We start from the raw sequence: 14,155 nt of genomic DNA on the forward strand, positions 1-14,155 counted from the left end.
TTGCCGGCGCATTGCGCAACCCTTCAGCAGCGGCTTCACAAACAGCCACTCTCTTCATCGGTATCGCTTTTGCCGAAGCTCTGGGGATCTTCTCGTTCCTCGTCGCGCTTCTGCTGATGTTCGCCGTTTAACTTTTTCGGATACGATCCTTACGGCCGGATGGGCGCCTAGCGCTCGTCCGGTGATCAGGCAAGTTCCCGAAGGAGGGCCCACATGGCGACCGAAACGCACGACGCCGCAGGCCAAGCAGCCGATGCGGCCCCAGGCATGCCCCAGCTGGATTTTTCCACTTGGGCCAACCAGATTTTCTGGCTCGTGGTCACGCTTGTCGTGATCTACCTTGTTTTGTCACGGGTTGCCTTGCCCCGCATTGCGGCGGTTCTGGCAGAGCGGCAGGGCACAATTACTAATGATATTGCGACGGCTGAAGACCTGAAGCAAAAAGCAGTTGAGGCTGAAGAAGCCTACAACAAAGCTCTTGCTGACGCTCGCACCGAAGCAAACACGATTATTGCCGACACAAAGGCAGATATCCAGAAAGACCTAGATGTGGCTTTGGCGAAAGCTGATGCCGAGATTGCAGCTAAAACAGCTGAAGGTGAAAAAGCAATTGCTGCCATTCGTGAAGGTGCTCTTGAGAGCGTCAAGACCGTTGCGAAGGACACAGCAAAAGAGCTTGTTGCAGCCATGGGTGGAACGGCAGACGCCAAGACCATTACAGCGGCTGTTACAGCGCGGATGAAGGGGTAAGCAGATGCGGAAAATTTCAATTCTTCTTGCTTTGACAGCCGCAAGCCCAGCTATGGCGGCGAGCAAGAACCCGTTCTCAGCTTATTTCTGGTCATTTGGAAACACTGATCTGATTGTTGCGATTTCGTTCTTTGTATTTATCGGCGTTCTCTTCTACTTCAAAGTGCCTGCTATGATTGGCGGTATGCTCGACAACCGAGCGGACAGCATCAAAAGCGAGCTTGATGAAGCGCGTGCATTGCGTGATGAGGCTCAAAAAGTTCTCGCGGATTACGAGCGCAAGCAAAAAGAAGTTCAGGATCAAGCCAACCGCATTATCGAAGCGGCCAAGGACGAAGCTGCTGCTGCTGCCGAGCAAGCCAAGGCTGATATCAAAGTCTCAATCGCGCGTCGTTTGGCGGCCGCTGAGGACCGTCTTGCAAGTGCTGAAGCTTCAGCTGTGAAAGAGGTCCGCGATAGTGCCATCGTTGTGGCTGTGGCGGCTGCACGTGATGTTGTTGGTAAGCAAATGACCGCTGCGGCGGGCAACAGGCTTATCGAGGATGCTATTGATCAGGTCGATGCTAAGCTTCACTAATCTATTATAGAAATATCAGAAAAAACCCGGCTCTTGTGGCCGGGTTTTTTTGTTTCTTCAAGCTCTAGTCTTGTCGATCATGCTTGAAGCGAAGGCGCGCGATGTCTTCGTTTTTGTCTGATTTGAGTTGATCCGCGAGTGCTGAGTTTACAAAGTTAAGGTGCGTTTCAACGGCAAGTCGAGCGCCTGCGGGGTCTCGGAGCTGTAGCGCATCATTTATGGCTTTGTGCTGGGCTAGAAGCTCTTCTCGCGTTGTATTCTGTAGAAACATTCTCGAGCGGTTATAAAAAACGCCTTCTTTGAGCAGATCGAAAATAGAACGCATCATATGCAGCATAACGACGTTGTTGCTCGCCTCTATGATTGACATATGAAAGGCCGCATCAAGCTCGGCTTCTTTTTGGGCATCAAAGCGTCTGTCAGCGTTTACCATGCGGTCATACGCGTGGTTGATGACTTTGAGGTCTGTTTCTGATGCAAGGCGTGCGGCGCGCTCCGCCGCTATGCCTTCCAGATCGCGGCGGAAGGCAAGATAGTCAAACACCGCTTCTTCGTGGGATGAAAATAGTTCTATTAGCGCATCCGAGAAGGCCGATCCAAGGACGTCTGCGATATAGACACCTGAACCTGCTTTGGTTGCGAGTAAGCCACGCTCTTGTAACTCTCCAATCGCTTCGCGGAGCGAGGGGCGGGAGACATTGAGTTTGTCTGCCAGATCACGTTCAGGGGGGAGCCTTTCGCCTGGGCGCAGGATGCCCCGCAGGATGAGTTGTTCGATCTGGCGCACGACCGCACGGCTGAGCTTTTCGGGCTGGACTGGTTGAAAGGGCATGAGGGACTCTCGTATAATTGGTAAAACGATATTACCAAACTTAAGATCTCGCAAGCTGTCGCCTAAAAAAGAGGCGGGCCAAATCGGCCCGCCGAGATCGTCATCTTAACACGGTTTATTCAGCCGCTATCGCTTGCCCCTCAGGGTTTGCGCTAAAGTGCTGTTTGTTGAGGCTCAAGATCAACAAAACCATGAGGGCTTGAGAAATAAGGGCGATAGCTGTGATGCCCCAGTATGCGGCCCCAAATTCAGCAATGACTCCAGCTGTCACCAGTCCTTTGTTCACAAAAAATTGCAACAAGACTGAAAAGGCGACACCAGGACAAATCAGGGCATACGAGCCTGGTGATGTTTTTGAGCCAAAAACAAAATCGCTAAAATAGTTTTGGCGGATTAGCACGGTGAGGCCAAGTAACAAGAAGACAACTTGAACAGAAATCATCTGTGCCAGCCAGAGCATCGTATTGGCGGCCGTTGCGTGGCCTTGAAAGCTTGTGTGCAGACCATGATCCTGACGCAAAAACAGAATAGAAAGCACTGTGACGATGGGAACAATAACCATCAAGGTTGGGCCAGCTTCACGTGCGGTGCCGTGGTGAAGCATTGAGCCGAAAGCTGTGATCAGGGCAACGACAGTATAGATAAGGGAAGCCACAGCGAAGAACGTAGACGTGATGAGCGAGAGAGCAACAGTTGTGGGGTCCAGAGACATCGCTGCAGGAGCTGAAAACCCAACGCCGACCATTGCCAAAGCAAAGGCTGGAAGCAGTTGCGCAAAGCTGTTGTGGGCTGTCATATCAAAAATGCCGCCCTCGCTGAGCACACGGCCTAAGAACTGGCCGATAAGCTTGAGCGCCCAAACGCCAACGGCGCCGAAAGCGAGGAGTGCGAGGGGAAAGAGGTATTCGATGATGCTCCATAGACCCGGGACAAAGACCAAACCGACAATAAAGAGAGCGTTGATTGTCATGGCGCTTGCAAGAGGGGCTGCGAGAAGCGTTGTCTCTGCGTTTGAGGCTCGCAAGCTCCGATATGCATCGGTCTTTTTGAAGCGGTTCAGCGCTGATATGTTCCAGAGCAGCGATTTCACATTCAGGAATGTCATCAAAAGAATGCCCACCACGGCGATTATAATCGCGGCTTGAAGGGGGAGCGCACCGCTCACAAATGCGGCCGTAATATCTTCAAATACGGGAACGGGACGGCCCACGTGAGGCACCCAAAACATAAGATACATGAAAAACGTGACAGACAGCCCTCCCGCACCGAGGGATGCGAGGAAGTACAGCGGAGAATAAGTATCGGCAGGTTTTTGGGACATTCGATGATTCCTTATATTCTATTTGTGGAATGTATATATATTCAAAAAGTGGAATTCAATAAGGAAGTTGGTCATAATTTGTTAACCATGTTTGAGTGATGCTGGCGCTATGCGGCGTATGCTTGTTCTTTTCCTTCTGCTTATGGCGTGTGACACGCCCAGTCGAGACTTTCGCGAGAGTCCTGCGCAACGTGTTACTGTTGAAGACAGTGTGTTTGATGTGCGTTTGATGAACGGGCGCGCAGAGGCGCTGCGCCTCAATAGCGAATGGGCACCGAGGCTATCGTCTGTTGAGCCACGTGCTCGCGTTGCGATGGAGGTGGTATCAGGATGTCAGGTGATCAGGCTTCGTGGGGATCAGGCGATGATGATTGCCGACTTGAGGTGCGCTGACACTGTCCCGCCGCCTCCGCCTGTTGAGCCAATCTTCTGTTCTATTGAGGAAGAGCCAAATTCACCGTCTGAGCGTGTCTTGTTTGAGGTGAGATGTGATTAACAATCAACGGAGGGCGCGGTCCTGCGTGTTTTCTGTTGTGCCAGCGCCTTCAGATTTTCCAAAAATACCCTCCAAAAGGCTTTGAATTGCATTCTGGGTGCGGCCTGTGCCGTTCTGGCGGGAAGGTGTGCCTAGCACCTGACCTTCATTCGGGTCTGGGGCGCGCATTGGAAGCACATGGGTCGGCAGGCCCTCATGAACACGGACCATAGCAGCGTGCCATATTTCGGCAGGCAAGCCAGAGCCAGTGACGCCAGATAGCGGCGTGTTATTGTCATAGCCCATCCAGACCCCTGCAACATAGTCGGCTGTGAAGCCAATAAAGAGGGCGTCCTTGGCGGCTTGGGAAGTGCCTGTTTTGCCGGCAGAGTCACGGTCTGGAAGTCTTGAGCGTGCGCCTGTTCCACTTGTGACGACTTGATGCATCATCCATGTAAGCTCTTCGGCGGTTTCTTGTTGTATAACCCGTTCACCTATACCACCTGTGGCGCTCATAAGAGGAGCATCACTGCCAAGGAGCTTTAACTCGATGAGGCCATAGGGCGTCACCGCGCTGCCTCCGTTGAGGATACCAGCATAGGCCCCTGTCATTTCAAGTAAGCTTGCTTCGGAGGCTCCAAGTGCAAGCGCCGGACCTTGAGCGAGATCGGAGTCGATTCCAAAGTCGGCAGCGACTTTGCGGATGGTTTCAAGCCCGACCTCTTGGGCAAGTTTGACGGCGGGGATATTGTAAGACCGCATTAACGCTTCTGTTAGCGTCACGGTTCCATGATATTTCTTATCGTAATTTTTTGGGCAATATTCGCCCGATCCCGGCACATGAACGCAATATGGCGCGTCTTCGATCAGATCGAGCGGAGAGCGCCCTATATCAAGTGCTGCGGCATAAACAAAAGGTTTGAATGAAGACCCAGGTTGACGTTTTGCCATTGTTGCACGGTTGAATGCGCCAGAAACCTGCGTTTGCCGCCCGCCAACCATCGCGCGAACGGCCCCATCTGCCGACATGATGACAATTGCAGCCTGTGCTTCTGAACCTTCTTTAACTTTGGTTTCGAATATCTCTTTCATTGCGCTTTCGGCGGCACGCTGGATCCGCTGATCAAGCGTTGTGCGAATGATGACATCTTCGGTTGTATCTCCCATGAAAAAGTCGGGGCCAGTTGTCATCACCCAATCCGCAAAATACCCGCCCGCCTTGGCTTGTGCCGCTTGTGATAGCGTCGCCGGTTGGGTCTGAGCATCTGCGGCCTGCTGCGCGGACAGATAGCCTTGCTCTTCCATCAGTCGCACAACCGTCGCGGCGCGGGCTTGAGAACGTCCGAGATTGTTGGTCGGCGCGTAGCGCGTTGGCGCAACAAGCAGTCCTGCCAACATCGCGGCTTCATTTGGAGCGACTTGGGCCGCAGATTTGCCAAAGTAACGCTGGGCCGCAGCTTCAAACCCACGCGCCCCTGCGCCAAGGAAGGCGCGATTGATATAGACGGTCAAGATTTCGTCTTTGGAATATTTGACCTCCATAGCCATTGAGTAGATTGCTTCTTTCGCTTTTCGCGCCAAAGAGCCTTGGCGGCAATCAGCTTCATAGGCCGTTTCGTTTTTCCATAGCTTGGGGTCATAATCGACGCCAAGGCAAAGAAGCTTGGCAGTCTGCTGAGTTAGCGTAGAACCGCCATGCCCGGAGAGAGGGCCGCGACCTTCTCGCAGATTGATCCGCACAGCGGAGGCGATACCGCGTGGACTTAGGCCAAAGTGTTGATAAAAACGCCTGTCCTCGGTGGAGATGATTGCGTTCTTCAGGTGTGGTGACACAGACGAAGCGGTCACCGCTCCGCCGAACTGATCGCCCCGCCATGCAAAAACGCTGCCCGATGCATCCAAAAGTGTGACTGAGCCGCGTGCTCGCCCGTCAAACAACTCTTCCACGGGGGGAAGCGTCAGCGTGGTATATCCGACGGCAAGCCCAAGGATCACGGCGCACACAAGACTGATACGCCAGACAAAAGCCCAGATAAGCCTCAGAATCCAGTTTAGAACCGCCCGAATGAGTCCGAGTATGCCGAACAAAATACGCCCAAGAAAGCCTCGTTGCTTAACGGGTTTCCGTGGCTTCGTAGCCGTTTTGGACGCCATAGGTTTGGTCGCCTTAGATTTCTTAGGGTAGCGCCGCTCGGCAACGAGCTGTGGCGTTTTGCGTCCAGTTGTACTCATGATTTGCCCTGCTCGGAGCCGTTGTTTTGAAGAACCTTAGCCCGACCTTCTGCAAATGTAGAGGGGAAAGACACATTTCGCACCTCACATAAGTGCTCAATAATTAAGCACATCATCAAGACTCTGCGCAAAAAACCGAATTACGCCTGTTTTTACGCCAGACTTTTGAGCCGAACGCTTCTTTCTGAGCCGTATTGCGCAAATGCTGCAGGTGCAAAGTGCTTCCGTTTGGGGGCTTAGGGAAAGGGACATAAAGGTGAAACTCATTATAGCAACGATCAAGCCATATAAGCTTGAAGAGGTGCGCGAGGCACTGACCGCGATTGGAGTGCGCGGCATGATGGTGAGCGAGATTAAGGGCTTCGGTGCGCAATCAGGGCACACAGAAATCTATCGAGGCGCTGAATACGCCGTGAATTTTGTTCCTAAGATCAAGCTTGAGATAGCTGTTCCAGAAGACATGGCCGACAGCATTGTTGACACAATCACCAAAACAGCCCGCACAGGAAAGATCGGGGACGGGAAAATTTTTGTGCTGGATTTGGCGCAAGCGGTTCGCGTGCGCACGGGCGAAACAGGACCAGATGCGCTTTGAGCGCGGGGAAAGGATGAGATTATGACACAGAAATTGACATACTTGCTGGGAACCGCTTTTGCGCTCGTTCCAGCCGCAGCCATGGCGCAAGATGCTGCGGCGCCGGGCTTTGACGAAATCGGCCCTTACATCATGACAACCTTGCTGTTCCTTGTGGGTGGCTTTTTGGTGTTTTGGATGGCAGCGGGCTTTGCCATGCTTGAAGCTGGGCTTGTGCGCGGCAAGAACGTGGCGATGCAGCTGACCAAGAACATGGCGCTGTTTTCGATTGCTGGCATTATGTATTGGCTCGTCGGCTTTAACCTTATGTATCCAGGCGAGTTTAACGGTTATATTGGGGGTTTCTTCAACCCGACCGTTCTTGAGCCTGTTGGGCTTGCCGCTGCCGACGCCTCTCTGGATTATGCCTCGGTTGCATCTGACTTCTTTTTCCAACTGATGTTTGTGGCCGCCACAGCATCTATCGTGTCGGGTGCTTTGGCAGAGCGGATCAAGTTGTGGCCGTTTCTCGCCTTTGTGGTCGTGCTGACGGGCTTCATGTATCCGATTTCAGGCTCCTGGCAGTGGGGTGGCGGCTTCCTTTCCGAGATGGGCTTTTCTGACTTTGCCGGCTCGACTGTTGTGCACTCTGTTGGCGGCTGGGCCGCTCTGGCGGGCGCTATCGTGCTTGGCCCGCGACTCGGCAAATACAAAGACGGCCGCACCGTGCCGATGCCTGGCTCGAACCTTGCGCTGGCCACATTGGGAACGTTCATCCTGTGGCTCGGTTGGTTCGGATTTAACGGCGGCTCACAGCTTGCTGCTGGCACAGTTGGCGACATCACAGACGTCGGCCGGATCTTTGCAAACACCAATATGGCCGCTTCTGCGGGTGCGGTGACTGCGCTGATCTTGACACAGCTGATCTATAAAAAAGTCGACCTGACAATGGTTCTCAACGGAGCGCTTGCCGGCCTTGTTTCGATCACAGCCGAGCCGCTTGCCCCTTCGCTTTTCGGGTCTCTCTGGATTGGCGCTGTGGGTGGTGTGATCGTAGTCTTCGCGGTTCCAATGCTCGACAAGTTCAAGATTGACGATGTTGTTGGGGCGATCCCTGTGCATCTTATCGCAGGGATCTGGGGCACAATCGCCGTTGTCTTTTACAACGCCGAGACAAGCCTTGTGACACAGCTCACAGGCATCCTGGCCTACGGTGTTTTCACATTCGTTGTCTCACTGGTGTTCTGGTTGATTTTGAAAGCGACAATTGGAATTCGCGTTAGCGAGGAAGCAGAGATCAACGGTCTTGATATGGCCGAGCTTGGGATGGAAGCTTACCCAGAGTTTTCTAAGGGTTAAGTCACTCTAAAACAGCATCAGGGCCAGCCAGAGAAAATCTGGCTGGCCCTTTCTGTTGTGTGGTTTCTCTCGTGGTAGAATCGCGTGCGCTTGTGCTACGTCTTGCGGCATGTCCGAGCCTCGCCCCAACATAAGCCAAAATCATCCGGTTATCCGTCAACTGGACGATGCCGCAATCAATCGAATTGCTGCCGGTGAAGTTGTTGAGCGGCCAGCCTCTGCGGTGAAAGAATTGGTTGAAAACGCCATTGATGCGGGGGCCACGCGTATCCGCGTAGAAGTGGCGGATGGCGGCAAGACACTTATTCGGGTTGTCGATGATGGCTGCGGGATGAGTGCGGCCGATTTGCCTCTCGCGCTCTCCCGTCATGCGACATCCAAGATCGACGGCTCCGATCTGATGAATATCCACACATTCGGTTTTCGAGGAGAAGCTCTGCCCTCGCTCGGCGCAGTTGGGCGGTTGAGTATCGCCTCGCGGATTGCGGGACAAGAGGGGACACGCATCGAGGTCTCGGGCGGAGAGATGAGCGCTGTGAAGCCTGTAGCTTTGGCCGGCGGAACCCGTGTGGAACTGCGTGATATATTCTACGCGACGCCAGCGCGCTTGAAGTTTATGCGGTCAGATCGCGCCGAGATGCAGGCAATTTCTGATGTGGTGAAGCGGCTGGCGATGGCGGAGCCGTATGTTGGCTTTAGTCTGGCGGATGTGTCAGGCGATGGTGAGCCACAAGTCAAGTTCCGCGTTGAAGGCGAGAGCGGAGATCTGTTCAAAGCCCTGCACGGGCGATTGGCGCAGGTGATGGGGCGCGATTTTGCACAGAACGCGCTGGCAATTGATGCCGAGCGCGAGGGGATCACGCTGACAGGCTATGCTGCGCTCCCCACATATTCGCGTGGTTCGGCTGTGGCGCAATTTTTCTTCGTCAATGAGCGCCCTGTGCGGGACAAGCTTCTGATTGGAGCGCTGCGCGGTGCCTATTCTGATTTTTTAAGCAGGGATCGCCATCCTGCTGTTGCGCTGTTTTTGTCATGTCCGCCCAACTTGGTGGATGTAAATGTGCATCCTGCCAAATCAGAGGTGCGCTTTCGAGACCCTGGAATGGTGCGCGGGTTGATTGTCAGTGCGCTGAAACACGCGCTTGCAGAAGCAGGGCACAGAGCCTCTTCCACAGTTGGGGCTTCGGCACTGGGCGCAATGCGGCCGGAGCAGGTCGAGCCAAGGGTCTACCAGATGGATCGGCCGCAAACGGGGTCGGGCTACTCTGCGCCAATCCAAGGCTTTGCCGAGATGGCGAGTGGATATTCCGCTCGGGTGGAGACTGTCGAAACACATGATGAACGGCCATTGGAGTCACTGCCTTTGGGGGCCGCGCGGGCACAAGTGCATGAAAACTATATTGTCGCCCAGACCGAGACAGGGATGATCTTGGTGGACCAGCACGCAGCGCATGAGCGACTTGTCTATGAACGGTTGAAAAAACAGATGGCGGAAAGCGGCGTGCGCGCGCAGGCGCTTTTGATCCCCGAGATTGTGAGTATGAGCGAGGGCGATTGCGCGCTTTTGCTTGAGGCTTCGCAGGATTTGGCACAGCTCGGGTTAAGCCTTGAACCTTTTGGTGCCGGCTCTGTGGCCGTGCGCGAAACACCCGCCATTTTAGGTGAAATCAATGCTGAGGCGATGCTGCGTGATATTGTTGACGAGCTGAGCGACGGCGGCACGACAAGCACGGTAAAAGACAAACTTGAAGCTGTTCTGAGCCGTGTGGCGTGCCATGGGTCGATCCGCTGTGGACGACGGATGCGGGCAGACGAGATGAACGCACTTCTGCGCGAGATGGAAGCGACACCCCATTCGGGCCAATGCAATCACGGGCGGCCCACATATATTGAACTGAAACTGAGCGATATCGAGAGGCTATTCGGGCGCACATGATCGAACTGGCAGGTTATCAGATTGCAGAGCTTCATCTGCTTGTCGCGGGGCTATTTTTTGTCTTCGTCGTCCTCTTGATGTTGTTCATGGGGATGCGCTCGGCTGCGCGTTCGGCGCGTATGACCGAACCTTTGGTGCATCAATTGGGCAGCCTTGGTGTGCGTGTGCAGCAGCTGTCAGACGGGCAGCAACAGCTTGCGGGCGGCTTGACTCATGTGAGCGAAGCACAGGCAGCGGCGCAGGCCAATATGTTGCAACTTATGGAAAAACGCTTGGCGGATGTCAGCGGCAAGATGAACGAGAACCTGACCGGCTCGGCTCAGAGCACGGCGAAGTCACTCGGAGAGCTTCAGGCGCGGCTCATTGCCATTGATAAGGCGCAGGACAATATTACCAAGCTCTCTGGTGATGTTTTGAGCCTTCAAGACATCTTAAGCAATAAACAGACACGCGGCGCGTTTGGCGAGATCCAGTTGACCGATATTGTGACCAAGGCCTTGCCGAGTGACAGCTACACAATGCAGGCGACGCTTTCTAACGGGAAGCGCGCCGATTGTTTGATCCACTTACCAAATCCGCCCGGGCCGATTGCGATTGATGCGAAGTTTCCGCTGGAGGCCTATGAAGCGTTGAGGCGTGCGGAAAATGACTGGCAAGTGAACGAGGCTGCCAAGATGCTGCGGGTGTCGATCAAGAAGCACATAAAGGATATCTCGGAGAAGTACATTTTGGATGGCGAAACCGCGGATGGTGCACTGATGTTTCTGCCGTCTGAAGCGATTTATGCAGAACTTCATGCGAATTTTCCCGAGCTCGTGCGCGAAGGTTTTGCTGCGAAAGTCTGGATTGTTTCGCCGACCACCTGCATGGCAACGCTCAACACGATGCGCGCAATTTTGAAAGATGCGCGGATGCGGGAGCAGGCTGGGGCAATCCGACGGGAGCTTGGCCTCTTGTTTGCCGATGTGGACCGTCTTGGAAACCGTGTTGAAAACCTTGACCGGCATTTTCATCAAGCGGCCAAAGATATCTCTGATATTAAAGTTTCGGCTGACAAGGCCGGACGACGGGCCAAGCGGCTTGATAACTTTGATTTTGAAGAGCTGGCCCCTGAACCGCCGAATGTGGTGCCGATCAAAGCGCCTGATTGAGTTTGCGTTAGATCAAGGCTGAAAGCAAAGAACCTATCCATCCTGTGCCTCATGCGGTGACAGGAGGACAGAATATGCTGGAAATTAGTATAAACAAGATTGCCCAAATCATTCTCATGTCTCGTGAGCTTGGCCGCGCAGAGGCCGAGCTGGTAGGCTTTTTTGAGACCTTGCGCGAGGAGGAGCTGACCGATCTTGTTGCGATCATGTGGATCGGTCGAGGCAGCTTTGAGCCTGAAGAGGTGATGGATGCGCGCGCAACCGCGAGGGCCGAGGCAACTGTTCCGACACTCGATTATTTGATGGGCACGCCGCATCTGTCTGATCATTTGGAGAATGGCTTGGAGGCCCTCGGGCTTTCTGCGTCAGAGGAAGAAGATGACTTGCTACGAAAGGGGTGATAGATCGAATTGCGCTTCGCGCAATCCGATCCGCTGGGGGACCAGTCCCCCAGACCCCCTGGGATATTTAGGGAAAGAAAAAGGAAAGGCTTAGGCTAGATGATCGACCACTTCTAGATGTTGAGCGAGTGTGCCGACGTCTTTGAGCCATTCGGTCACCAATTTTGGATCATGTGGTGCGGGATGGACGCCTGCGCTGACCTCACGATTGAGCACGGACTTAACGGCGAGGGATACAGGAATCGAGACGAGGCGGGCCATGGCAGTGCCGCGCGCATCACCCCATGCGTCCATGACATAAGTCTTGTTGTAGGTTTCCGCACCGTTTGTCTCTGCCTTGAAGCCGACACACATCACCACGCGATCAGGCTCGCCTTCATCATAAGCATTCTCGTTCCAGAACCCATCTGACATTTCTTTGAGGCGCGCGTCGCCTTCGGGACCTGAAAGTGTTTCGATTTCTGTGAAAACATCGGCCCAAGCCTCTTTCCAACCGTCGAGACGCAAGGTTCCACGCACAAACTCTTTTACGCACCAGCTTGGCTCGAACTGGTAATCTGCCATGAATGGCAAGCTGTCGCGGTTGGGATAGACTTCAAAGGTTTCGAGGCTTGTCAAAGGGGCTGTGTAGGAGCTGATCGCGTCCCATGGGCGCGAAACATTGAGTTCGGCGAAGTTCTTGATCGATTTGGAAGGTGAGCGCAGTGCTTTGAGCACGCCAAGGGGCGACCAGCTGAATTTGTATCTGAACGGGTTGGGATGTTTTGGAATGCCGCCACAATAAGAAATGAACGATATATCAGCGCTGGCATCATATGCGGGGTTTGCGCGATAATCTGCCACGAGGGCATGGGCCATAAGATGATCAATTCCCGGATCGAGGCCAACTTCGTTAACTGAAATGAGGTCTGCGTCACGGAAGGCAGCATCAAGAGCGCGCATTTCAGGGGCGATGTAGCTTGAGCTTACAAAATTGGCGCTGCGCGCAAGGCACATTTCGGCAAGAGGCACGTGCCACTCTCCTGGAAGCATGGAGACAACGATATCGCCTTTGGTTGTGGCGGCTGTAATGGCCTCCATGTCAAAGCCGCGGATATCTTTTGCGATGTCGCCCACGGCCTCTGCGGCCTTGGTTGTGGTTCGGTTCCACACCACCACATCATGGCCTTCCTCGATCAGCTTGCGAAGGCCTGGGATGGCCGAAAGGCCTGTGCCGCACCAATGGATTGTCATGTTTTTCGTCCCTTATTTATATTTTAGTTTCGCTGCGACGATTGTGAGAACCGCGAGGACAGCGAAAGTATTTGCGATAATGATGGGCCAGTCGGCGACCAAAAGTCCATAGAGAAGCCAAAGCGATACTGTTGTTAGAAAAAGCATATTTGAGAGCAATGATATTCCCGATGTGTCGCGCGTGCTCCAAGCTTTCCAAGCCTGTGGTATCCAACACACGGTGCCGAGTAGGGCGGCGAGATAGCCGACCAAGAGCGCCGGTGTCATAGAGCGCCTACATGGTTGACGAAGTCGGCTTCTGCGCGAGCCCAGACGCCTTCGGACAATGCGTTAAGTGTGAGGAGTGATGGCAGAAGCTGTGCGGCAAAGTCTTCGGAGCTCTCGAGCGGCAGCATGGAAGGCAGATTGTCTATCGCCATGATATCGAGCGGAGGCGCGTCGTGGACGCGCACAGCTGGTGCTTCCCATGTGGTGGCTTCCGAATAGACGGGAATAGGGTTGTAATCGCTGTCAGGGTCGCAAGCGACATCACCGATGGCTGAGAGTTTGCGGGGCGCTGCTTTGGCGGCAAGCGGGACAAACTGTGGTGTGCCAGGGCGGGCCAGAATACAGTTGATAAAGATGTCATGCTCAAGGATTTCTGGGAAGGGACCGCCATTTGCCGTTTCGGCCATGTCCCATTTCGTCACGGAGACGCCCATGGCTTCCAGCAAATCTGATGCACCTGTGCCAACGCGACCCAATGCGCCGATGACAATGGCGTTTGGCTTGGTGATAAGATCAGCGCGAAGCTCATCTAAAAGCGCGTCCTTGTTAGCATAAGCGCCAACAGGCAGGCAGAGAGCGCCCTCTTGCTGAGCGAGCCATGTTTTGAGGGTAACGGCTGCGCCAGCGAAGCCGGCCCAATAGCCGAAGGCGGCGACACGGCGCCCTGTTTCATCGACGAGATACTCAAGGTCATACAATGTGCCACCACCTGTCTTGAAGCGTTCCAGCAGGGCCTTACCCGAAAACTGTCCCTTGTAGGCGTGGCCAAACATGATGTGACGGTGGGGCAGGGGTGTGCCGTCTTCGGGCAACTCCTTGAGGCCAAAAATGATCGCGTCAAGCGGGGCTTCGGGCCAGCTGTTTTCAGGCGCGATTTCTGCGCCAGCGTCGATATAGCCTTGCAATGCAATCGCGCGTACCGAGCTTTCCTCCACGGTGAGCCGTATGCCTGCCTTGATCAAGGCTTTCGCGCCTTCGGGTGTGAGGCCGACGCGTTCTTCATGGGCGCGTTGTTCGGCTCTGAGCCAGAGATGGGTCATAGAGTGC

General features: G+C 54.2%; 13 protein-coding genes and 1 pseudogene. 8 read left to right on the forward strand and 6 right to left on the reverse strand.

The features are described from left to right. The 3 genes and pseudogenes from ACTF58_RS11440 to ACTF58_RS11450 all read left to right on the forward strand — a co-directional run. A pseudogene (locus tag ACTF58_RS11440) lies at window positions 1-131 on the forward strand (F0F1 ATP synthase subunit C); the annotation flags it as partial. An 82-nt stretch (window positions 132-213) separates the two neighbouring features. Beyond that, entirely contained in the window at window positions 214-750 is a 537-nt protein-coding gene (locus ACTF58_RS11445; RefSeq protein ID WP_438992107.1) for a F0F1 ATP synthase subunit B', read from the forward strand. Between the two features lie 4 nt (window positions 751-754). Beyond that, window positions 755-1,327, forward strand: coding sequence for a F0F1 ATP synthase subunit B (locus ACTF58_RS11450; protein ID WP_438992108.1), 573 nt, complete (start codon window positions 755-757; stop codon window positions 1,325-1,327). Between the two features lie 64 nt (window positions 1,328-1,391). Here the strand turns inward: ACTF58_RS11450 and ACTF58_RS11455 are convergent, their stop codons facing one another. The 3 genes from ACTF58_RS11455 to ACTF58_RS11465 form a co-directional block, all read right to left on the reverse strand. Continuing rightward, complete coding sequence (locus tag ACTF58_RS11455) at window positions 1,392-2,159, reverse strand: FadR/GntR family transcriptional regulator (RefSeq protein ID WP_438992109.1); 768 nt, start codon at window positions 2,157-2,159, stop codon at window positions 1,392-1,394. Between the two features lie 115 nt (window positions 2,160-2,274). After that, window positions 2,275-3,480: a TsoY family (seleno)protein gene (locus tag ACTF58_RS11460; protein ID WP_438992110.1), complete on the reverse strand. Its 1,206-nt coding sequence runs from the start codon at window positions 3,478-3,480 to the stop codon at window positions 2,275-2,277. A 499-nt stretch (window positions 3,481-3,979) separates the two neighbouring features. Beyond that, entirely contained in the window at window positions 3,980-6,187 is a 2,208-nt protein-coding gene (locus tag ACTF58_RS11465) for a transglycosylase domain-containing protein (RefSeq protein WP_438992111.1), read from the reverse strand. 256 nt (window positions 6,188-6,443) lie between these two features. Here ACTF58_RS11465 and ACTF58_RS11470 point away from each other — a divergent pair, with 256 nt between their 5' ends. The 5 genes from ACTF58_RS11470 (at window position 6,444) to ACTF58_RS11490 (ending at window position 11,608) form a co-directional block, all read left to right on the forward strand. Next, on the forward strand, window positions 6,444-6,782 hold the full coding sequence (locus ACTF58_RS11470; RefSeq protein WP_438992112.1) for a P-II family nitrogen regulator: 339 nt from the start codon (window positions 6,444-6,446) through the stop codon (window positions 6,780-6,782). Between the two features lie 21 nt (window positions 6,783-6,803). Further along, window positions 6,804-8,120 (forward strand): ammonium transporter, encoded by a 1,317-nt coding sequence (locus tag ACTF58_RS11475; protein WP_438992113.1) that lies wholly within the window; start codon window positions 6,804-6,806, stop codon window positions 8,118-8,120. A gap of 109 nt (window positions 8,121-8,229) precedes the next feature. Then, entirely contained in the window at window positions 8,230-10,056 is a 1,827-nt protein-coding gene (mutL, locus tag ACTF58_RS11480) for a DNA mismatch repair endonuclease MutL (RefSeq protein ID WP_438992114.1), read from the forward strand. Then, the gene (locus ACTF58_RS11485) at window positions 10,053-11,207 is read left to right on the forward strand and encodes a DNA recombination protein RmuC (protein WP_438992115.1); all 1,155 of its coding nucleotides are present in this window, start codon (window positions 10,053-10,055) and stop codon (window positions 11,205-11,207) included. Before mutL ends, ACTF58_RS11485 begins: the two co-directional genes overlap by 4 nt. 74 nt (window positions 11,208-11,281) lie before the next feature. Beyond that, window positions 11,282-11,608, forward strand: a complete 327-nt coding sequence (locus ACTF58_RS11490; protein WP_438992116.1) for a DUF3775 domain-containing protein — start codon at window positions 11,282-11,284, stop codon at window positions 11,606-11,608. Between the two features lie 90 nt (window positions 11,609-11,698). On the opposite strand, the gene ACTF58_RS11495 is transcribed toward ACTF58_RS11490, so the two are convergent. Genes ACTF58_RS11495 through ACTF58_RS11505 form a run of 3 tightly spaced genes read right to left on the reverse strand, consistent with a single transcriptional unit; the run spans window position 11,699 to window position 14,148 of the window. Then, window positions 11,699-12,841 (reverse strand): saccharopine dehydrogenase C-terminal domain-containing protein, encoded by a 1,143-nt coding sequence (locus tag ACTF58_RS11495; protein ID WP_438992117.1) that lies wholly within the window; start codon window positions 12,839-12,841, stop codon window positions 11,699-11,701. A gap of 12 nt (window positions 12,842-12,853) precedes the next feature. Next, the gene (locus tag ACTF58_RS11500) at window positions 12,854-13,108 is read right to left on the reverse strand and encodes a SemiSWEET family sugar transporter (protein ID WP_438992118.1); all 255 of its coding nucleotides are present in this window, start codon (window positions 13,106-13,108) and stop codon (window positions 12,854-12,856) included. Then, window positions 13,105-14,148 (reverse strand): saccharopine dehydrogenase, encoded by a 1,044-nt coding sequence (locus ACTF58_RS11505; protein WP_438992119.1) that lies wholly within the window; start codon window positions 14,146-14,148, stop codon window positions 13,105-13,107. Before ACTF58_RS11505 ends, ACTF58_RS11500 begins: the two co-directional genes overlap by 4 nt. Window positions 14,149-14,155 lie beyond the last annotated feature (7 nt).

Origin of the sequence: Lentibacter sp. (genome assembly GCF_965657785.1) — a bacterium.
Classification (GTDB): domain Bacteria; phylum Pseudomonadota; class Alphaproteobacteria; order Rhodobacterales; family Rhodobacteraceae; genus Lentibacter.